Source organism: Bombiscardovia coagulans (genome assembly GCF_002259585.1).
GTDB classification, from domain to species: Bacteria; Actinomycetota; Actinomycetes; order Actinomycetales; family Bifidobacteriaceae; genus Bombiscardovia; species Bombiscardovia coagulans.
Genome location: NZ_MWWS01000008.1, coordinates 26,070 through 46,541 on the forward strand (window position 1 = coordinate 26,070; position 20,472 = coordinate 46,541).

The window sequence follows — 20,472 nt, forward strand, 5'->3', positions numbered from 1 at the left end:
ACGGATTACGATATCGATGTATCCTGGTGTTTGTGGTCGGATTCAGAAATACTGGTCACAGACTGGTAATCTGAGAGCAGGGTTCCTATAGCAGAGAAGTCTATCCTAGTTTGGGTATGAACTTTTTGCATGATGTCCAACAAAGCAATTGTCGATGCTGGTGCTTTCTTCGAAGCAGCATTAATCATACCCCATATTGTCTCCACCACTACGGGCTCGAAGTCGTGGGGACTGTGTGCATACCCAGTAACTTGGCTCATAATGATTGCCTTCATAGCAATTGAACGCTAGTGGAAAAACAATCACAGTTGACACCACCCCGTTAAGCAACCCCCGTACTGCCACGAGATCTATAGCCACAAGTAGCTCGTTCCCAACTGCGTCTATATGTGTGCTTATTTTCACCACACTGTTAGAGACAGTGCCTTACACATGTTTCTTCACAGCAAGTTGAAGTATGAGCAACTAATAACTCACTCCACATCCCACTTAAAACTACGGATCGCCAAAAACACCAGCACGACAGTGACAGCAAGTGTAATACAGAACGAAATCGTCGCCCCCACCTGTTGCTGTGGTTTCCCTGACGCCCAGAAAATAAGATTCCCAAATAAAGTCGAAGGTATCCACTTTAAAATGTTTGTCAGCCAATCCGGAAGGATTGCGAAGGGGATAGCTAACCCACTCATAAATAGTGATAACAATTGCACCAGGGTGCCCAAATTTGTAGCCAATTGAGATGAGGAAAGGCAGCCTCCGATTATATAACCCAAAGCAAGGAACATACTCAGTCCTAATAAGGATACAAGAAAGACTGAGCCCGTTTCCTTTAACGAGAGCAAATCGAGAAAAACTGCAATACCTTCAATAACTATGATTTGCACTGTAGCCATGATGAGTCTTACAAGAAGATATGAAACTAAAAAATCAGATTTTCGAATTGGCGTTGTAGAAAGAACTCGAAGCGCACCTGATTGTCTAAGTTCAGCTAAAGGACCGGCAGTAATTGTTAAAGCCGTACCAGTAACTGCTAGGAAGATGGCCATAGGTAAAACGAATGGACTGAAGTCCGGGGAGCCCGGTTCCCCTTTCATCAAATGTGATAAGAAAAGGAACATTCCCGCCATTATGAAAGGAAAAATAATAACAAAAATGAAGTATGAAGTATTCCTGATGAGTTCACGTACCTGTAAGGCTAGGAGGGAACCAATATGTTTATGCTGTATCAATGTATAGTCCTAAAGAAGAAAGGGGTTATTTATTCGAATTCATGTCCGGTCAGCCTTATGAATGCATCATGAAGGCTAGGTTCGTTCATGTGGAATTGTGAAACAGTAGGACGTCTAGACAGAAAAGCAATAACGGAATCTGTATCATCGGTTCTGATTGAAACCATTGACTCGTCCTCTATTTCTGGTTCACCAAAAGCCCTCAACTCGGTAAGAACATCTGGCATCGCATCTGGATTGACCCGGAAAGATATCACAGTCCCATTGGCATATTTCTGTATGAGTTCCTCAGGGCTCCCTTGAGCTACAGCCCGACCACGATCTATTACGGCAACTTCGTGGCAGAGCACTCGTGCTTCATCTAAATCATGTGTTGATAAAACAATAGTCGTACCCTCCTCAGCCAAAAGGCGAAGCACCTTCCATAAATCGTCTCGAGCCATCACATCAAGACCTGTCGAAGGTTCATCAAGTATGGCTAGTTTCGGCCTCCCAATAAGAGCTAAACCAACATTAAGACGCTGCTTTTGACCACCTGACAACTTCGCAACTTTTCGGGTAAGCAAGTCCTCCAAACCCATCCATGTTGCGACCTGATTCACATCACGTGGTTGGTCATAAAGACTGGACCAAAATGAAAGCATCTCCCCTACCTGCTCCTGGGGAAAAATTGTAGACTCTTGCGGCTGAAGACTAACCCGCTGACGAATCCATTGTGAGTCACGTTGCGGGTCTCTATCAAATATTCTGACTGTTCCTGCAGAAGCTTTTCTCAAACCGACAATTATTTCAAGAGTCGTTGATTTTCCTGCACCATTAGGTCCAAGCAGTCCAAAAATACCCCCCTGTGGAACCGCTAAAGTGAGGTCGTCCAAAGCCTTAACAAGCCCTGAGGGAGTTTCATATTTTTTGACAAGATTTTTGAGTTCTATAGCATTATTCATAGATGACCCCATTCTGGCTTGTTGCAGTATTCACAGTGATACCGAGTGGACCACTAAAAGTGGAAAGACAGTCTCCGCTGGAATGTTCACTTTTACTAAGCCTATTGGCTTTCATGGTGCCTGCTATCAAATCGTCACTCAACTTTGGCTGTACAAGCGTTACAGCCTGAGTTAGCAGCCCTAAGATTAAGGAAAAGTAGAGAGTAGCATACCCAGTAATGTACTGATTTATGAAATGATAACGTTTCATTTCGTGCTCCCACTTTGCATTGTGCGTTGCATATTCCAATGAGTGCAGAATATGGCAGTTGCAAAAGCGATAACCATGAGCACAGCTGCCAATAGGGAGAACTTACCAATTTGTATTGGCACATACATGTAGCTCAATCCCTCTCGCGTAAATGCTACAGCAAGGCTCAGTTCTACGATTGAAACACTAGCCAAGGCTATGAGTGTTCCTCCGGCAACATCTAATACGCTTTCCAATCCGCCTGACCAAGCTATAGATCGCGGAGATACTCCAATTTGGTAGAGTCTGTAATTCTGTTGGCTCCGTTCTCCAAGCGAGATAGCAATCGATTGCATGAGGAAAATTAAGGCCAACGTTGCTCCCCCAACAATCATGATCAAATTCGCCTTTTGCCCTTCAACACCACGGGTTACAAATCTGTCAATATAAGCTTGCCTCGACTCAATTCGAGCTACCTTCACATTCAGGTCACGAATTTGTTGTGAAATTGAATTCACTTTGCTAGACGAATCAGCGACAATTGTGGTTATTGCAACATAGTTTTCACCGACTTTAGGAAGACTATCATTAACTGTCAGGAAGTCCATACCCAAAGAAGGCAGCCCCTTTGGCGCATCTATGATTGCTACTACTTCTACCTGGTGTTTGTTATCATACTTGTCAACAAGAGAGACCTTATCCCCAATATCATATGTGAGACGATCCTGGTTGACAGCTATTCTTCCTGGACCCACATTTTTTAGACTGCCCTTAATGACTTTTGGGGTAATGGCCGACTTGTTGCCATCGAACAGCTCTTGCGAATCGCTCCAAGCGACCTGGAATATATCGTCCGAGTCAGGAATCGTCCAGTCCTGTGTCTCGTAAGTATTGACCGCACGAAGTTCTTTATCCAAACCTTTGAGACTTTGACTGAGCTTCACAGTTTGCTCTGGGATCTCAGATGTCACTACTAAATCCGCTTTTAATGGATCCAGCATAAGCAGTGAACCACCAACAGATCCAGCACTGAATACAGCAAGAAATGAAACCACAATAGTTAACAACATCATGGCAGGTAAAGCTATAGCAGCAGAACCAGCTTTTCCACTTCGCGCCCTTTGCCTGGCTAACAGTCCAGCCCCTTTACCGAAGTGCTCCAATATTAACCCAAGTACCGATACTGCTCCATATACAAGTATCGGAGCAGACACGTACACGCACACAATAACCAATACTGTTAGCAGCATGGACCGAAGGTCTAAGGTCAACGCTTCGAAAGGCACAAACCCGACAACCGCAATCACTACGAGCAGGAATAAGGATGTAATTTTACGACCCGCACCATTTTTTTGTCTCTTCACAGATTCTTGCCGCAATAAAACCAAGGGAGGCAATAAACCAATCTTGCGCACCGCTAACCACACACCTGTGAGGCAGGTAATCATCATAAGCAGGAAGGTATATAAGCCAACTGAGAACCTCACACAGGGGTGAAAAGCTATGCCTACATCATGAAATTCAGCCGCCCCTTCAAAGATCTTTCCCACAACGGGTGTGAGCAAAGACCCACAAATACATCCAAACATATTAGAAAGCGCTAACGGTACAGCGAATTCACACAACGCAAGCAAAATAATTCTCGTTCTAGCAGCTCCGTTAATTCTCATCAATCCGTACTCGCGTTGTCTTTCTTGAACAAGAAATTTTACAGAAGCCAATACCAGGAAAACTGAAACCAGTAAACTACACACCGAAGCGACTAGGCTAGTCATCGTTACATTTTGATAGGGAACATCCGCCAACAACTGGTGGTACCTGTTCATCGACTGCACATTCGGAGCACCATCACGCTTCTTGCCAGCATAGTAGAGTTGCAAGACTGAACTGGTTACTAGCGACGCTGCGAATGTAGCCAGAAACATGACAAAATATGAAGAATGATGAGCGGCAAGCAAGGAACGAACTAAAGAGAAAAACGTAGTGTTTTGCAGAGCTACATGTTTCGTTGCATTACCATGTTGTCCAGAATGCGGCACTCCTGCACTTGAATTACTCATTGTCCCAGCTCCTGACCCATGTTAGTCATATTCGCCAAGTGGCTTGCTAGCTGTTCGCTGGAATATCCTTCACAAACTGAATGAACACGACCGTCAACCAAGAAAAGGGTCCGATGCGCTCTTGCTGCAACATTAGGATCATGAGTCACCATTAAAACAGTCCTGCCCTCCTGAATAATCCTGTCAAAGGCATCCAAGACCATTTGTGAACTATGCGTATCCAAAGCACCCGTCGGCTCATCGGCAAATACGATATCTGGTTCCGCCGCTAATGCCCTAGCAATTGATACACGCTGCCGCTGCCCACCAGACATATCAGCAGGATAGGTATCAGCGAACCCGTCTAATCCCATCACCTGCAAGGCTCGTAAAGCCTGATCCTTCAAAATTTTCGGACCACCAAACAAATACGTTAACATCACGTTTTGCAGACAGGTAAATGCCTCTACAAGATTGTAATCTTGAAACACAAAACCGATATGATCCCTACGCATTTGAGTTAGCTGCTTCTCACGCATTTTTGAGATGTCACGACCTGCTATGTACACAGAACCATCAGATACCGGCAATAAACCCGAGGCACAGTACAATAAAGTTGATTTCCCAGCTCCCGAAGGCCCCATTACAGCTGTCCATGAGCCTGGCTCACACTGCACATTAATGTCATCAATTCCGGGACCACCGGAAACATAATGGTAAGTTGCTGTACTCATCGACAACGGGATTTCGTTCATATCCTTCATACCTTTCGTAAGAGCTACAACGCCCCCATTCGTTGCATGACATCGATGACATACCAACTAGCATCAATTTGACAGTTCGGTACAGCATTAATTCTAGCAAAAGCAAATGTCAGTTCGTACTAACTTACCGGACGCGCAATGCCGTCTTATACACTTTTACAAAGAAACAGGTCAGAAGAGCTCTGCCGCTCTTTTGAATCCCTCCCCCCCAACTGTCTATGCTCCCACTGAGCTGACCACGATTGGTGTAACTAACAGGTCATTCTTCAGGGTTAAAGGGTGATAGTGGTCTTCTCAGTAGACTCCTTGACAGCGTCAATTTATACCTACTTGAAGAAGACCACATTATTCCTGCCGGGGCAATACGGTTATAAATGTTCTATGGATTTGACTACAGGTGCTTCTGAGCTGATTGCATGCCTTGCAGACTCAGTGAGTGGTGGAAATTGGAACTCATGGTTTCCTCTACCCACAGGTAATTGCAGCAACTTATCCACGAATAGGCATCTTAGATGAGAGATCTTGACACTGCAAATTTCCAACATTTTTGCGAAAACTTAGAACTGTTGCAACAAACTTGAGAACTTATCACATTTCACAGCTCCATTTACACGATACTTCAGAGCACTTCTTTTCCAAAGAATAAGAGTTTGTATAAACTCTTTGATATAATAATAATTATTATTATATGAATAGGAGTATCGGTATGAAAAACTTAAAGGAGATCTCGGATGTTGGTGCCTTTAAAGCTCTATCAAATCCATTGAGAATGCGGATATACTATCTGCTACAGTCACGCGAATCAGCCACAGCTGTAGAACTCGCGGATACACTCGGCCTTGATTCAGTTCTGGTGAGCTATCACCTTAGAAAGTTAGAACATTTCGATTTTGTCACATCTCGCAGTACCGGCCTGCCTTACCGACAAAAGCTATGGGAACCTACCTCCCGCGGATTCATAGATGCCTCTGGCGGTACAGATAACCTAGGAGATTCAGTAGGTCAAGCCATCGTCTCCAACGACAATGCACATCTCAGAACCTTTCTAGAAGGTTTCGATGAAGAGACTAACAAATGGAAGAATGCAGCATTCATCACAGACCATTTACTCACGCTTAATGCTGAGCAGATGGTGGAATTTCGCGAAGAGTTGATGGCTCTTCTCGACCGTTGGAAATCGAAGAGCACTTCAACCAAGAAACAGACCACAAATACAGTTGAGGCAGACGCTAAAACTGATGATGCCCGAAAGATTCTGGTGATGGCATATGGATTCCCTTTCATCCCCTGACAGCGATACCATTCGAAGGCGCACCAGCATAGTCTGCTGGGGTTCAAATGTCTTACTTGGAGGCGTGGCTGACCAGATATTTTACGTGGCATTGTCTTGGCAGTTGAGCCAGGCATCTAGCGCTGCCACGCTTGGTTTGACAATGACATTGAATGCTGTGTGCAGGATCGCATTTCTCCCCATTGGAGGAGTTGCAGCAGACCGTATAGGGCACAAGCGCATGAGTATACTGACCGAAAGTATAAGATTGACCGTCTTCATTCTGGGAATGTGCTATCTTATGCTCGGATTCGGATCGCCTGACGCAAGATTCCTTATCCTATTTGCCATTTTCCTCGGATTGGCAGACGCATTCTACCTCCCGTCCACGAGCGCCCTTATAGGCGAGGTGGAGGAATACATATCCTTATCTTCAGCAGTGTCTGCACGATCACTCTTGCAAAGAGGAGCCTTTATTATAGGCCCCGCCTTGGGAGGCAAACTTATAGCAAGCTCCGGCCTTGCTATCACACTAGGCGTTGCAGGACTCAGTTGCATACTGTCTTTACTAGCCTTGTTTATACTCAGAAGTGCACCGCCAGAAAAAACGACAGTAGAGAAAGCCTCGTTACTTACTGATTTTTCACAGGGCCTAAAGCATGTTATTACAGGTCATAGTGTATTTTCAGCTTTCCTCCTTATCATCATCACTGAATTTATTTTCGAAGGCCTATTCGATGTCGGTGTACCACTCTTAGTTTCATCACAAGGGTGGGATTCCAACATGTTAGGTTCTCTGCTCAGCCTATTTGGAGTTGGCGCTGCAATTAGTGCCCTAGTTACAGGCAAACTATTCCGAGGGCGTTTGTCTATGTCCTTCGCTTTTAAAACCACTTGTATGTTCGGCGTATTTATTCTTGCCATGGGATTGTTAAGCAATCAAATTCTTGTCATGGCCTGTAGCATTATTGCTGGATTGTTGTGCGGGGCCAGTTCTATTGCCACTAACTACGTAATTTTTGACAATACCAGCAAAGAACAGTTAGGACGAGTCAGCAGCATGACAGCTCTTGCGTCCAATGGAACTGCTCCCCTTTCCTACATGGTTGTGGGTTTTGCAGCGGGAAAGATAGGTATCAACATGACCTTCGTCATTGGTGGTGCACTTCTACTGTCGTCCGTTCCGATAATCTGGCTAATGTTACAACTTCGCTCAAATCAGCGCAATACCCTCTGAAATACGCATAGTATCAACGTTCATTAACATCGAACGACCCTCTATTGCGGCACTGCCTGTACACAACCATTGAATTAGCTGACCGACAGCTAATGAGCCAAGCGCATAGCATGACCACACGTTGTTAGCAATGCTGTCCGATTTTTCATCAATAGCTCTTGAGAAAGATTCTGATTCTTCCCATTTTTTTACAAGCAGATCGCGATATTTACAATACCCACCTGTAATATTAGGAACATAAAGTGGACCCACCCTAATTACAGGAGCTGAATTACTAACAGAGAGATAAGGTACACCAAGCTCCATGCATGCATCGTCCATCCAATGCTCAATCTTATTCGCCGGTTCGTCAGCTGCGAGAACCGCGATGTCCGCACCTTCAAGCAAAGTAAGCGCATTGCAGCAATTAAGATACTTGGCTACAGGTGTCACTTTGACATGCGGATTAATCTTGCTTATAAGAGTTTTTAATGCCATTACCTTTTGAATTCCAATATCCGTCTCACTGTACGCGATCTGCCGTCCAAGGTTAGTCATATCCACGTGATCTGAATCAATGAGCGTTAACGAACCGATCCCAACACCTGCCAGCATCTGTGCTATTGGAGATCCTGCCCCTCCAACGCCAACAATCACTACATGCTTCTTCGATAAAAATGCCTGAATATCGTGCGGAGTACCTGAGGCAAACATGTTCTGTTCAAAATAAAGCAATTGCCTTGAATAACGGTCTTCAATATCCGGAACAAACAAACCAGTATCTTCCTTAACCAAAATCCCCGCACGAATCAGTTCATCAATAAAGTTTTCGACCTCACGAGCCTTAAGTGTATCGAACTGACAGCAAACTTTTGCAACCACCTCTTCCGGCTCTGTGTCCGAGGCGAATAACTCAAGAACCATTCTATTAGACTCATTTGGCCTTTGGATACGATATAGGAAGTCCTTTGCTCTGGGAACAATAAAAAGATCCCCCATACTTCCAATAAAATAATCACCACCAGAGTTGATATGGTATCGTGTCATTATTTATTTCCCCTCTCATTAAAGTTGGAGGTGCCAATACGGAATTGACACCTCCAAGCACCTCTATACAGAGGCAGATTAGATTCCCTTGTTGAACTCTGAAACCTCAGTTGGCTTGCTTGTCTTTTCCATGTTCGACATTAGAATCACCTCCTTTCTTAGTTAAAGATTTACGCGCAAGAAAAAGAAGCTTCGTAACCTTATCATTTCTATACTCACGATAAAGATTGCCCTCTTGATCCATACCAGTTACAGACACAAGGTCAAAACCACTTTCAACAAGACACTGGGTAATAAGTTCGGACGAGTAATAGTACTCGGATTGTGTTGTTTCGTGTACTATAGTTGCATTACCGCGTTTATCAATGACACTGATTTTGACAGTCGCAGGCAAATGTACATCGGGTGAATAGCGAGACAAAGGTTTAATAACAACCAAAGAATCACCTCGACTTGTCAGAGAAACTTCTCCCATGTCATGTTCAAAAATCGAAACAGTATTTAGATCAAATTGGAAAAGTCCATTCGGTTTAAGACCTAGAAAAACATTCGAAAATGCTGATCGTATATCTTCAACTGAGGAAAATGTATTAATAACATCGTCGATCGCAACAGCATAATCAGCCTTCTCAGTTAAGCTACTACGACGAATGTCGGCTAGCCTATACTGTATAGAAGGCGGACCTTGCAACACTGCCTTATCAAGCATCCCTTGACTCAGGTCTGTACCAATGACTTTCCATCCCGCATCAGCTAGACATCTAGCCATAAGTCCAGTACCCGTTCCGATATCCCACGCCAATCCATGCATCTTCGCATTCGTCCTATGAGCAGATGCTAGTTGATCGAGAATCTTAAACCACGCCTTGTAGTCATCATTTGCTTTGAAGATCTCATAGACCTCCGAAAAGGAGTCATAATCTCGAGCAATCGACATATTCTAACTCCTTATTAGATAAAAATAATATTTATTAAATAATAACCATAATTCGGCATTATGCCATCGGCTTAATTCCTGTAATTTTTAAAAATGCGATTAATTAAGTATTTAACATTCACAATCATTCAGTTTCCATACCAACGAAACTCTGAATTTAAGACCAAGCATCATTATTCACATATTTGCATCTCTAAAGATGTGTATTTATGCATCTAATAACACTTTCACAGATACGAATCTATTGTGAAGTTTTTATTTTAAACTATTAAGTCACGAGTTTCAGTGGAAAATATATATTCCCTTTTTATACAGCATCGTTATATTCGATCATTCTAGCGGACTAAATAGCCAAAGCTGGCTTGCACTACCAAACGAGATATTTGAACTATTAAAGGCATTGTCCCACCGCAAGAGTTTTGTACACAAAACTTCACTGTTGAGATTGCGCTATGCAACGGGTGGCATCAGGCCAAGTGCTCAGCAAAGTATCTACTTTTTGGACGCATATATATAAGTATGAACATATACTTAATAATTGTTAAACAGATGATTAGAATACTGCGCCTTTCCCTGGAGCACTCGGTTACACCCGCACCCAAGCACAAGCGCAAACGTCGGTTTTTTTCAAAGGAACATATTATTCTTGTGTTACAGTTTTTTGAGATAGTTTGTGTTGCCCTAATCGAATTTTGTAAAGTTTACCAATGGTAAACCCGGCAAGCAGCCAATCCGTATGCGAGGAACACAAAACAGTCGCTACAGTAGCTTGCATATACACTCTCTATGGGCCACCAACAAACTATTGCTACCCTCAATACTGCACGGTTAAACCAGACTGTGGTGATACAAGGCTAGTGTTTTATGTACTAAAGGTGATTACAAATGCTGAATTAGGTTACCATTATGAACTTTTTAAAATCGTCGGAAGCATTCAAAGCAGATGTAAATCAAATCCAAATACCCCGCAACATGGTTTTTCATCAGCAGCACCATTCCACGAGTTAAACTACAACAATCTGTACAGGCGGCAGCCTTCACCTGAGAAACTATAGCGACAGCAACCATACAAGGCCTGCATTTCAGGAAAACAAGGTTGGATGCCATCGAAAACAGACATGAAAGTTGAGACACTTCTTATGGATAGTATATATGAAGAACCGCGGCCGGTATTCCCGAACCGCGGTACATTCGCTCTTCTATGTGCCCCCGCGGGGGCTCGAACCCCGGACACGCTGATTAAGAGTCAGCTGCTCTAGCCAACTGAGCTACAGGGGCGTTGGCACATTTGAGAACCAAAAGACTACTATACAACATTTCTTGCAGACTGCAAGGCGCCCCGTATTCGGCGTGCCGAGACGAGCGCCAGACGACGCTCTTACTTGATTTTCAAGCTTGGTTCTCAGACGATTTTAGGCATTGGCGTGGTGAGTGACGTGGTGAGATTGACCTGCACGAGTCCTGCACCGGTGTGAACTTCCATCTTTTTCAGAGTGACCGTACGTTCATTCTCTGGTGCATTATCATTATCTGTCATGGTGGCAGGAGATTTAACTGCTACTGGGACCATGTCATTCAAATCCAGCCCCTCCCCCTGGCACAAAGACCGGGCTTGTGCTAGAGAATCCGCAAATAAGGGCCCTTCTAGGACACGCTCTGCCGGTACCCCGTAAGCGCTGCGAGCAATCCACCGCATCTGGTCAACAATATCTATACCTTGGTGACTTTGCAGATCCTGTACTACTTGAGCTTGGGCGGTCTGTGCACCAGACTCTGCATCCAGTGAGCCAGCAGGAACACCATCAGCAGTGACTCCCAGTGCAGTAATGAGGTCATTGAGCTGATCGCTCACCACTTGACCGCCATCACGGAAGAGATTACCAATAATCGGTCTTCTGAATCCTAGCTGCTGAGCCGTTTCGCGCAAATCGGGAATCTCACCGTCTTCACCCTCCCATAAGTTCACCAGAGGGAAGGTCGCTATGCCCAGTCCTTCGAGGCGGTTGATATGGAAGGGGTAACGCCAACGTAGCGCTGGATCATCACGCCAGGTTGTAGCCCTGGTAACAACAACAGCAGCGGTAGGCCAAGCAGCACCGAATTCACGAGCCGCGATGTCGAGCCATTTTTGCGCACCAGCATCGGCACCGTATCCAGCCTCAACTACAACCACATCATGGAGAGCGCACGCCATTTCTACGCTCACTAGGCTTGGAATTCCCAGGGAAACATTGGCAAATGGCCCACAGTGCACATAGACTGGAGAGCCTGCTTGCGTAGTCATATATGCAGGCTGTACCGCACCACCTAACATATTAGTAATACGCCACAAGTCAACGAATGAGCCAAAAGTGACTGGTTTACCATCCTTAGTACCAGCAGTCATGGCAGCTACTCGTTGAGCAATCTCATCCATAGAGCGGGACAATACAACGATCTGCATAAGTTCGCAGGTAGGGGTGAGGACTACTCGTTCAGAACGATTACTTTTACCTCGATCTACTGCAATCTGTCGCAGGGAACGAGACGGTACTTCACTCACGCGCGGCAGCAGAATAGTGTCAAGAAGTCCCTCGTCAGCAGCTTTTTCCGCAAAGGATACTAGCAGGTTCTGTGCATTCTCAATGGCTGCCATCTCTCCGCACAAACCCCAGTCCACCAATTCCGGGTGAGCCAGTGAAGCCTTACCGCCACCAGAAGCTCCGCCTTTGGATCCGGCTGCCGTTATGCCCATACTGGGTTGGCGTAGGACCGCAGCTGCATCAACACCGCGAGCACGCAAAGCGTCAATGAGGGCAATCGTGGTTGTCGTTTTACCCTCACCTCGGGAGGCCTTCAACGGTGTGTCAGCGGTAACGAGCACCACCTTGCCCTGTTTGCGTCCTTCTTCTGGATGAGTCTTGAGATAGTCTAAGTACCCAAAAGCATCAATCTTGCTTACCAGACCATAGGGTTTCATGAAGTCTTCAAAAGTAGTCATATAGTCTCCCATCTGTGCACTAAGCAATTCCAAGTGCTAACCCTCCATTGACAGTGGCAAGCAACCGTCTACCAGGAATACACCAAAGCTGGCAGACGGTTTGCGAAAACTCAGTTATCAGACATGTGATAGCCGTTACGCATCTTCAGGCTCACGGCGTATATCACATCTGCCAACAGGTCGTCAGTTTCACGACGGAGTTGCTGGGCCATACTTTCGTTGGCTGCTTCTAGAACCTTGCGAATCTGAACATTATCTGTCCCCTGATCCTCACCCTCCAGACGAGCGACTTGTTCATCTGTGGCAGCAATCATGCGGTGACCCAAGCCGCCAACTTTTTCCTGGTAACGGGCGTTGGCATTGGCAGTGTCAGCGAATGCAGAATCGGAGAGGGCACCAATGATGCGGTCAGCCCAATAAATACTGTCCGTAGTGACGTGGTTATTTGCACAGGACACATATTCCGGTGTCGTGTCTACGTTTGCATAGAAGGGCGTAAGGGCATTGAAGGGGTTGGAGCCAAAAGCCATCCACTGGATAGCCCGACAGCCCTCGCTACGGTACGGACGTAGCTGGATAACTGCCAGCTGATCATTGCGGTTAATGCCGATTGGTCGATAGATACCGCGAGTATGCTCATTGCCTATTACCGAATATGGGTCATAAACTGTTCCCTGGTAATGAGAGCTTAAAATGTACTTAACATCTTCAATGGTGACCTTACGCTCAGGTTGACGGCACCAAGGGATATCGTCGCTCATCGGATTATGGTCAGCATCTGGGCCGTCCCAAGTCTCATCGTAAGGGTTCAAGAAGCGCTGCATATACCATGCACGAGGGGTGTTATATACGTGGTCAGAGTCAGAGTGTGAACCAAAAGCATAGCGGGGGTTAAACAACGAACTGGGCTCGACTGACAGGTCGAAGTGGTTGTCTTCTATAAACTCCCTCAGGTCAGCAGAGCACATATAGTTTTCTTGCTCACCAAAGGCATCGTCAAGGTCGAACTCATCAATACCCAGCTGGTTAGGCATGGTCACATAGCAGTCGTCAGGTACTCGGCGAGCGATCCAATGGTGACCACCAATGGTTTCAAGCCACCAGATTTCATTAACATCACTAAAGGCAATACCATTCATCTCGTAGGTTCCGTATTGCTCTAGGAGAGAACCCAAGCGCTGCACGCCTTCACGGGCTGAATGAATGTATGGCAAGACAATAGTAACGATGTCTTCCTCACCAATGCCGCCAGGTATTTCTGCCACATAGTCGGCACTTCCTGGTTGCCCTTGAGCTGGAATGAACTCCACTAGCGGGTCAGCACCTAAAACACGTTCGTTGGTGGTAATAGTTTCAGTGGCACTCATCGCAACATTGGCTGCGTTTACACCATTTTGCCCCCAAATACCTTCATCATCAACAGCATTGGGGACTGCTGTGTAGCGCATTGGGTTGTCTGGCAACTCTATCTGAACATGACTCAAAACGCTTTTGTAGTGGCGTGGCTGCTCCTGAGGCTGCACAACAATCAGTTTTTTAGGACGGAATTGGCCATTCGCCGAATCTTCGTTACGGGCGATAATGGTAGAGCCATCGTAACTGGCCTGCTTACCCACCAACAATGTTGTACAAGGCATAGGAGAAGCCTTCCTTTCACACTCAAACGGCCTTAACTTGCTGCCAGTATCAACTACTTTTCACACCCAGCGAGTAATCACATACCAACGTGCTCACTACTCTACCGCTTCAAAGTAACAGAATAAAGACAATGACTGCTAGCGGTTCTCAGTAGGCCGCAAACTACCGGAAACAAAAAAACTCGAGCCTGCTGACTTGCAGCAGACCCGAGTTAATTCAAAGGACAGGTAGGAGGCCCACCGGAGCAGACCTTCAACCCGAGGTAGTACTATCTAAAGCAGCACCTTAGGCGGTAGCCGCCTCAGTTTTGGAGGCTTTAGCGGCAGCGCGAGCAGCCTTAGCAGCAGCCTTAGCAGCTTCCTGCTCCTTCTGCTCCTTGGCCTTAATCTCCTCAATGAATTCAGCATGCTTAGCAGCAGGCAGCCAACCAGTGTTAACGACCTTGACCTGCCACACCCAAGCAGCAACGAAGAGTACAACAGCCACCAAAAGCAGCATGACAGCACCGGTAGGCAGACCCATCTGAGCCAGCTTGCCAACAACAGTGCCATACCAAGCGAAGTCAGCATCACCGAAGGTAGCGTTGGACAGACCGAAGGATCCGAGAACTGTCATCAAAATGGCTGGCAGAATGGTGATGAGCATACCATTAATGAAGCCGCCAACGATAGCACCGATACGTCCACCAGTTGCGTTACCGAAGACACCAGCACCGCCACCGTCGAAGAAGTGAGGAACCATACCTGGCAGGATGAGAGCCAGACCCCAAACAGGTCCCAGCCATACAGCGATAATCACTAGGGCAACAAGACCACCGGCGAAGGAAGCCAAGAAGCCGATCAAAGAAGCGTTGGCACCATATGGGAAGACGATCGGAACGTCTAGGGCTGGACGAGCACCAGGAACAACCTTGTTAGCAATACCCTGGAAGGCTGGAACGAGCTCACCCAAAATGATACGAACGCCGTAGAGGATGATGGAAACACCGATACCGAACTGTAGAGCCTGAGCAAAGGCGGCCATGAAGAAGGCACCCCAGTTTTCAGGATGTGAAGGGAAGACGGTGAAGGCCTGCTGGGCTGGAACAGCAATTGCGGTCCACACAGAGAAGACCAAGTAGAGCACTACCATCAACAGGGTGGTAGAAACCATGGAGTCACGCAAGAAGGACAGCCCTTTGGGGAAGTCAATATCTTCTGTGGAACGAGACTTCTTACCAACAACGGAACCAACAGCACCTGAAACTACGTAACCCAAGGTGTCGAAGTGCCCGATGGAGAGCTTATCACTGCCAGTTACTCGGTTCATGAAGGGCTGCGCAAAAGCAGGCATAACCACCATGATGACACCCATGAGGAGGGCACCGATGATAACAATAATCCACTGGCTAGCACCCTTACCAAAGCCTACCGAAAGCACAAGTGCCATCAGGGTAGACATGAACACCATGTGGTGACCGGTCAGGAAGACATACTTCAGTGGTGTGAAGCGAGCGAAGAGCAACATGATTAAGAAGCTCAACACGATGATGTATGCAGAGGACGCACCAAACTGGCTGGAAGCCTGAGCTACAATCACCTCGTTAGTAGGCACTACACCATGGGCTCCGGTTGCTTTGAAGACAAGCTTGCCGAAAGGATCCAAAGCGTTAGTCACGACTGTTGCGCCTGCACCCAGAATCAGGTAGCCCATGGCTGCCTTCAGAGCGCCGGCAATTACCTGACCGGTGGAGCGCTTGAGTGCAATGAGACCGACCGCCGCTACGATACCGATAAGGTAAGCAGGGACGTTGAGGATCTCCTGGCTGATAAAGTTCAGCACAGCGAGTAAGACGTTCATACTTTCTTTCTCTTTCTTCTATTTCCTAAGAACTGAACTCGTTCACTCGGCGTACTTTTGCAGAATGCCCTTGACTTCGTCCAGGTCCATAAAATTGCTAACGGTTTCAACCGGTGTGGTGGTGCCTTCAAGCTCAGGAGCGAGCTCATTGGAGGTCAGCACCAAGTCATTCATGTTCGCGGTACCCTTAGCTGAACCTGCATCGGAAGTCGTAACATTGACATCCATTCCCAAGTCAGCGGCAGCCTGCTCAACGTTTACTTTGAGCAGTACTGAAGTGCCAATACCGTTTCCACATACGCATAGAATATCCATGAGATACCTCAATCCTTGTTTTCATTAAAGTGTTGTATTACTGATTATTTTTGTGCAAGCAAGTTCATTGCTTCCACAGAGGGAAAGTTGATAGAACGAAGTTCGCTCATCAGCCCTCGAGAATAGCCCGAATTGCTTCAGACGTCTGCGCTTCAGCTAACTTGGCTGTCTTTTCCTTGTTGGTTAGCGAGCCTGCAATGGCAGACATGACTTGTAAGTGCTCCTGCTCATCACGTCCTGCCAGCCCGATAACGAGAGAAACAGGATCATTCGCCTTGTTACCGAAGTTGACCGGAGTCTTTAGCCTCACCCAAGACAATCCTGTACCTAGTACAGCATCAGATGGGCGAGAGTGAGCCAGCGCAAGGCCTGGAGCAATAACGATGTATGGCCCCATTTTCTCAACAGTCTCGATCATCTGATCGGTATAGGCATCAGTGGTGAAGCCTGAAGCTACCAGACGGTCACCAGCTTGTTTGATAGCATCCTTCCAGTCCTCAACTGACACGTCGAGGGCGAATGATGAATCTGGAAGGAAAGCTTTAAAATCTGCCATTGCAGCTCCTTAATGCTCTAAGGTCATAGTTTGGTTCTTTGGGTTAACCCTTACAATTCCCAACCTTGAGGGTGGTAGAACTCACCATCAAGAGCACGGGAAGCAAGATCTTGTGCTTCTTCAAGCGTGTGCTTGCGTAGTTCAGCTCGCACATCATCTAAGGCCACAGGGGTCATTGACAGGCTGTTCACACCCAAGCCAGTCAGCACCACAGCCAAGTCAGGATCAGCAGCGGCCTCACCACAAACACCTACTGGCATACCGTTAGCATTACCTGCATCTGCAATAAGCTTGATAGCTCTCAGCACAGCAGGGTGCCAAGCGGTCTGATAGTTGGCCACTGAACCCAGAATTCGATCAGCAGCCAGGGTGTACTGGGTCAAATCATTAGTGCCTATGGAAACAAAATCAGCCACTTGGGCGACCTTGTCGGCCATAAGGGCAATAGAAGGCACTTCGGCCATAACACCGACCTTCTTCAGTCCCTTAGACTTGCCAAGCTTCACGAAGTACGCAGCTTCATGCTCATCTGCAACCATCGGAGCCATCACCCACAGGTCAGCATGAGTGGCAGCATCGGCCTGAGCTAAGGCTGTAAGCTGATCATCAAGCACCTGATAATGTTCCTTAAGTGTGCGCAGTCCACGCAGACCTAAAGCAGGGTTGGGCTCATCTTCTGGAGTTAAGAAAGGCAAGGGCTTGTCGGCACCAGCATCCAACATACGGATAACTACCTTGCGGTCAGGGAAACGCTCAAGCAGCTCTTGATAAGCCTTGGCCTGCTCATCCACCGATGGTGGGTTATCCAGACCTAAGAAAAGGAACTCCGAGCGGAATAAACCTACGCCTTCAGCACCATACTCAAGCGCTGGATCAGCATCCTTAGGCTTACCAACGTTAGCCAGCAGAGGGATCCGATAACCATCTTTCAACTGACCAGGCTGACCGCGCAAGGCCTTAGCTTGATCAGCAGCCTGACGAGCTTGTTCAGCTTCCTCGATTTGACCCTGGTCAGGATTAACCACTATCTCGCTCTTGGCAGCGTTGACGATAAGGTTCTCTCCACCATTAATGTCTTCAGCCTGAGCGGCGGACACAACAGCTACTATGCCGCGCGAACGAGCCAAAATAGCCGTATGGCTGGTAGGGCCACCTTGACTGGTTACAATTGCCAAAACCTTATCCAAGTCAAGGCTGGCAGTATCAGCTGGCGAAAGGTCAGGTGCCACCAGCACGAAGGGCTTGTCTGACTGCGGCACACCCGGTGCAGGAACACCTAAGAGGGAAGCTATAACGCGCTGGCCTACGTCATGCAAATCCCCCGCACGCTCACCCATATAGCCACCTATGGCTTTGAGCTGTTCCTCGAAGCTACCGAAACCTTCGTAAACTGCTCTTTCTGCAGTCTTACCTGCTTCCAGCTGGGCTTTAATGGCCGTCTTCAGAGCTGGGTCCTGAGCCATTTGCGCTAAAGCCGTCAGAATGGGCGCAGCTTGCCGAGCTCCCTCATCACCATGTTGGGCTGCCTCCGCACGAGCCAGCAGATCCTTGTTGACTGCATCCATGGATTGCTCAATGCGTCCCATCTCGCTCTCAGCTGAAAGGGAGGAATTCCGCTGCTCTTCTGAAGGAACATCCAAGCTTGCAGCCATACGAATAGCTGGTCCAACAGCCACACCCCGGCCGATTCCTACACCTCGAATAATCATATTTGCACTCCTCAGTGCTCGTATTGAGCTTTAGCAATGTTGCCTAGCCGATACGCTTCTATCTTGCTATTTCTCTGCCCATGCCAGAGGCTCAGCAGAACCACATAGATGTTTAGTATACACACTTTTTCCGCAGAATTACAACGGTAAACGTTTTCTGTAATCGGGATAGTGTCCTGCTATGCTAGTGAAGGCAGCTGTTCAGGCTTTTCTGCCTGTTTACAGGTAAGTAAAACAACAAAAGGAGCTCTCTATGGCAACCGTAACCCGCACCACACTCATCACAGACCCTGTCGGCATCCATGCCCGTCCTGCATCTGAGTTCTCTCAAGCAGCTGCTAGTTCTGGCTGCAAAGTCACTATCTCCAAGGAAGCAGGAAAGCCAGGTGTCGATGCCTCCTCAATTCTGATGGTTATGAGTTTGGGTGTAGCTCAGGGAGACACCGTAGAACTGACTGTTGACGGCGACAACGCAGACCAAGTAGCAGATCAGCTCATCGAAGTTCTCACTAAGGCTGAGTAAAGCAAACAGTACCGTAGCACTGAAATTCAAGCGCAGCAGGACTGTGCACACTTGGCCCTGCCATCTAGAGCACTATCTTGCTGCGCCACAATAAGGCAAACGTTTTCCCCAGTTATAATATTGAGCCCACATATCACATAGGAAGCGAAACAGTAAGGCATGACACGAAAGTTGGCAACAGGACAAGTCTCTATTGCAAATGTAGCTGCTCTTGCCGATGTTTCTACTGCGACCGTTTCACGCGTGCTCTCGGGACAACGAGACAAAGACGACGATATTAGCCGCCGAGTTAAAGATGCTGCCGCCAAGCTCAATTATTCAGTTAACTTTGCAGCTTCAAGCCTACGTTCAGACGTTACTCGAACTATCGGTCTTATGCTGCCCGAGATGGATGATGAGCAAACACCTGCTCATGTATTGAATTCACTCAGTGCTGCTATCAGGGATGCTGGCCGTTATCTACTACTGTCAATCACTGCGGATCCAGAACAGCAGAAAGAGGATCTACGCTCGCTGCTAACCCGCGGTATTGATGGATTGATTGTTATCCCTGAAAACAACGAAGACTTTATTGCAAGCTTAAATGCAGAACATAAGAATTTGCCCATCGTACAGCTCGGTGGCAAATCACTAACCTCACATATATCATGGGTGGGCACAGACCAAAGCGAAGCCATGCGCATGACGGTAGATCACTTGGCGGAACAAGGTGCACACGCTATCGCCTACCTTAGCCGTGAACTAGAATCCTACACGGCGGCAGATCTCTTTACGACCTTTTACACCCAAGCCAATGCACTTGACCTCACACCAGACCCTAACTGGGTACAATTCGGCCCTTGCACTATGGAGAGAGGATATCAGGCGGCCATTTCACTGTTCCGCGACCGACGCAACGTGCCCGACGCAGTCGTGTGCGCGAGTGACTCTATAGCCTTAGGTGTCCTAATAGCATGCAAACAGCTAGGCTTGCAGGTACCCGAAGACGTTAAAATCATCGGGTATGGAGATTCTCCAGCCTGTGAACAGACTCAGCCTGCCCTTACTTCTATTCGACCTGTATATGAAGACATTGCGCATGAGGCCGTTCACATCATCAGCAAGTGGAATGAGAGCATGACCAAGATGCCGACTTACCGCGCTTTCAAACCGGAGCTGGTCTACCGCGAATCTACCTGGTCAGCGCGAACAGGTTCGAGCGATATGACTCCGCCGGGCTCGACCAACATGTGATCGT

At 47.1% G+C, this 20,472-nt stretch carries 18 protein-coding genes and 1 tRNA gene; 4 read left to right on the plus strand and 15 right to left on the minus strand.

All coding sequences use genetic code 11. The features are described from left to right. Positions 1-5: 5 nt before the first annotated feature. From BOCO_RS06420 to BOCO_RS06445, 6 genes are all read right to left on the minus strand, one after another. On the minus strand, positions 6-260 hold the full coding sequence (locus BOCO_RS06420) for a hypothetical protein (RefSeq protein WP_094723394.1): 255 nt from the start codon (positions 258-260) through the stop codon (positions 6-8). Between the two features lie 213 nt (positions 261-473). Continuing rightward, positions 474-1,229 carry an ABC transporter permease gene (locus tag BOCO_RS06425; protein ID WP_094723396.1) on the minus strand — a complete coding sequence of 252 codons (756 nt, stop codon included), beginning with the start codon at positions 1,227-1,229 and terminating at the stop codon, positions 474-476. Between the two features lie 29 nt (positions 1,230-1,258). Then, entirely contained in the window at positions 1,259-2,173 is a 915-nt protein-coding gene (locus BOCO_RS06430; protein WP_094723398.1) for an ABC transporter ATP-binding protein, read from the minus strand. Then, positions 2,166-2,423, minus strand: coding sequence for a hypothetical protein (locus tag BOCO_RS06435; RefSeq protein WP_094723400.1), 258 nt, complete (start codon positions 2,421-2,423; stop codon positions 2,166-2,168). Before BOCO_RS06435 ends, BOCO_RS06430 begins: the two co-directional genes overlap by 8 nt. Then, positions 2,420-4,462: an FtsX-like permease family protein gene (locus BOCO_RS06440; RefSeq protein WP_094723402.1), complete on the minus strand. Its 2,043-nt coding sequence runs from the start codon at positions 4,460-4,462 to the stop codon at positions 2,420-2,422. The genes BOCO_RS06435 and BOCO_RS06440 overlap by 4 nt, the downstream gene beginning before the upstream one ends. Further along, positions 4,459-5,196, minus strand: coding sequence for an ABC transporter ATP-binding protein (locus BOCO_RS06445; protein ID WP_094723404.1), 738 nt, complete (start codon positions 5,194-5,196; stop codon positions 4,459-4,461). Before BOCO_RS06445 ends, BOCO_RS06440 begins: the two co-directional genes overlap by 4 nt. Before the next feature lie 715 nt (positions 5,197-5,911). On the opposite strand from BOCO_RS06445, the gene BOCO_RS06450 reads away from it, so the two are divergent. Together BOCO_RS06450 and BOCO_RS06455 are read left to right on the plus strand one after the other, a co-directional pair. Next, positions 5,912-6,496, plus strand: a complete 585-nt coding sequence (locus BOCO_RS06450) for an ArsR/SmtB family transcription factor (protein ID WP_158520434.1) — start codon at positions 5,912-5,914, stop codon at positions 6,494-6,496. Positions 6,497-6,560: 64 nt separating this feature from the next. Continuing rightward, the gene (locus BOCO_RS06455; RefSeq protein ID WP_158520435.1) at positions 6,561-7,712 is read left to right on the plus strand and encodes an MFS transporter; all 1,152 of its coding nucleotides are present in this window, start codon (positions 6,561-6,563) and stop codon (positions 7,710-7,712) included. Here BOCO_RS06455 and BOCO_RS06460 read toward each other — a convergent pair. The 9 genes from BOCO_RS06460 to ptsP all read right to left on the minus strand — a co-directional run bounded on the left by BOCO_RS06460 (position 7,689) and on the right by ptsP (position 18,712). Next, complete coding sequence (locus BOCO_RS06460; protein WP_094723410.1) at positions 7,689-8,738, minus strand: ThiF family adenylyltransferase; 1,050 nt, start codon at positions 8,736-8,738, stop codon at positions 7,689-7,691. The two genes, BOCO_RS06455 and BOCO_RS06460, sit on opposite strands and share 24 nt — an antisense overlap. 106 nt (positions 8,739-8,844) lie before the next feature. After that, complete coding sequence (locus tag BOCO_RS06465; RefSeq protein ID WP_094723412.1) at positions 8,845-9,675, minus strand: class I SAM-dependent DNA methyltransferase; 831 nt, start codon at positions 9,673-9,675, stop codon at positions 8,845-8,847. A 1,204-nt stretch (positions 9,676-10,879) separates the two neighbouring features. Then, positions 10,880-10,953 (minus strand) — tRNA-Lys (locus BOCO_RS06470). 124 nt (positions 10,954-11,077) lie between these two features. Beyond that, positions 11,078-12,655: a formate--tetrahydrofolate ligase gene (locus BOCO_RS06475; protein ID WP_094723414.1), complete on the minus strand. Its 1,578-nt coding sequence runs from the start codon at positions 12,653-12,655 to the stop codon at positions 11,078-11,080. Between the two features lie 110 nt (positions 12,656-12,765). After that, complete coding sequence (locus BOCO_RS06480) at positions 12,766-14,292, minus strand: C69 family dipeptidase (protein WP_094723416.1); 1,527 nt, start codon at positions 14,290-14,292, stop codon at positions 12,766-12,768. Positions 14,293-14,578: 286 nt separating this feature from the next. Then, positions 14,579-16,132, minus strand: coding sequence for a PTS ascorbate transporter subunit IIC (locus BOCO_RS06485; protein ID WP_094723418.1), 1,554 nt, complete (start codon positions 16,130-16,132; stop codon positions 14,579-14,581). A 42-nt stretch (positions 16,133-16,174) separates the two neighbouring features. Then, positions 16,175-16,447, minus strand: coding sequence for a PTS sugar transporter subunit IIB (locus tag BOCO_RS06490; RefSeq protein ID WP_094723420.1), 273 nt, complete (start codon positions 16,445-16,447; stop codon positions 16,175-16,177). 109 nt (positions 16,448-16,556) lie between these two features. Then, a complete protein-coding gene (locus BOCO_RS06495) occupies positions 16,557-17,003 on the minus strand; it encodes a PTS sugar transporter subunit IIA (protein WP_094723422.1) in 447 nt (148 codons plus the stop codon). 50 nt (positions 17,004-17,053) lie between these two features. After that, positions 17,054-18,712: a phosphoenolpyruvate--protein phosphotransferase gene (ptsP, locus tag BOCO_RS06500; protein ID WP_094723424.1), complete on the minus strand. Its 1,659-nt coding sequence runs from the start codon at positions 18,710-18,712 to the stop codon at positions 17,054-17,056. Positions 18,713-18,965: 253 nt separating this feature from the next. Here ptsP and BOCO_RS06505 point away from each other — a divergent pair, with 253 nt between their 5' ends. Next, positions 18,966-19,235 carry an HPr family phosphocarrier protein gene (locus BOCO_RS06505; protein WP_094723426.1) on the plus strand — a complete coding sequence of 90 codons (270 nt, stop codon included), beginning with the start codon at positions 18,966-18,968 and terminating at the stop codon, positions 19,233-19,235. 159 nt (positions 19,236-19,394) lie between these two features. Continuing rightward, positions 19,395-20,468, plus strand: coding sequence for a LacI family DNA-binding transcriptional regulator (locus BOCO_RS06510; RefSeq protein ID WP_094723428.1), 1,074 nt, complete (start codon positions 19,395-19,397; stop codon positions 20,466-20,468). Positions 20,469-20,472 lie beyond the last annotated feature (4 nt).

Excerpts from the sequence above, each read along its gene's own strand:
- BOCO_RS06420 (WP_094723394.1), bottom strand. The coding sequence starts at position 260 with ATGAGCCAAGTTACTGGGTATGCACACAGTCCCCACGACTTCGAGCCC.
- BOCO_RS06430 (WP_094723398.1), bottom strand. The coding sequence starts at position 2,173 with ATGAATAATGCTATAGAACTCAAAAATCTTGTCAAAAAATATGAAACT.
- BOCO_RS06435 (WP_094723400.1), bottom strand. The coding sequence starts at position 2,423 with ATGAAACGTTATCATTTCATAAATCAGTACATTACTGGGTATGCTACT.
- BOCO_RS06440 (WP_094723402.1), bottom strand. The coding sequence starts at position 4,462 with ATGAGTAATTCAAGTGCAGGAGTGCCGCATTCTGGACAACATGGTAAT.
- BOCO_RS06445 (WP_094723404.1), bottom strand. The coding sequence starts at position 5,196 with ATGAACGAAATCCCGTTGTCGATGAGTACAGCAACTTACCATTATGTT.
- BOCO_RS06450 (WP_158520434.1), top strand. The coding sequence starts at position 5,912 with ATGAAAAACTTAAAGGAGATCTCGGATGTTGGTGCCTTTAAAGCTCTA.
- BOCO_RS06460 (WP_094723410.1), bottom strand. The coding sequence starts at position 8,738 with ATGACACGATACCATATCAACTCTGGTGGTGATTATTTTATTGGAAGT.
- BOCO_RS06465 (WP_094723412.1), bottom strand. The coding sequence starts at position 9,675 with ATGTCGATTGCTCGAGATTATGACTCCTTTTCGGAGGTCTATGAGATC.
- BOCO_RS06475 (WP_094723414.1), bottom strand. The coding sequence starts at position 12,655 with ATGACTACTTTTGAAGACTTCATGAAACCCTATGGTCTGGTAAGCAAG.
- BOCO_RS06480 (WP_094723416.1), bottom strand. The coding sequence starts at position 14,292 with ATGCCTTGTACAACATTGTTGGTGGGTAAGCAGGCCAGTTACGATGGC.
- BOCO_RS06485 (WP_094723418.1), bottom strand. The coding sequence starts at position 16,132 with ATGAACGTCTTACTCGCTGTGCTGAACTTTATCAGCCAGGAGATCCTC.
- BOCO_RS06490 (WP_094723420.1), bottom strand. The coding sequence starts at position 16,447 with ATGGATATTCTATGCGTATGTGGAAACGGTATTGGCACTTCAGTACTG.
- BOCO_RS06495 (WP_094723422.1), bottom strand. The coding sequence starts at position 17,003 with ATGGCAGATTTTAAAGCTTTCCTTCCAGATTCATCATTCGCCCTCGAC.
- ptsP (WP_094723424.1), bottom strand. The coding sequence starts at position 18,712 with ATGATTATTCGAGGTGTAGGAATCGGCCGGGGTGTGGCTGTTGGACCA.
- BOCO_RS06505 (WP_094723426.1), top strand. The coding sequence starts at position 18,966 with ATGGCAACCGTAACCCGCACCACACTCATCACAGACCCTGTCGGCATC.
- BOCO_RS06510 (WP_094723428.1), top strand. The coding sequence starts at position 19,395 with ATGACACGAAAGTTGGCAACAGGACAAGTCTCTATTGCAAATGTAGCT.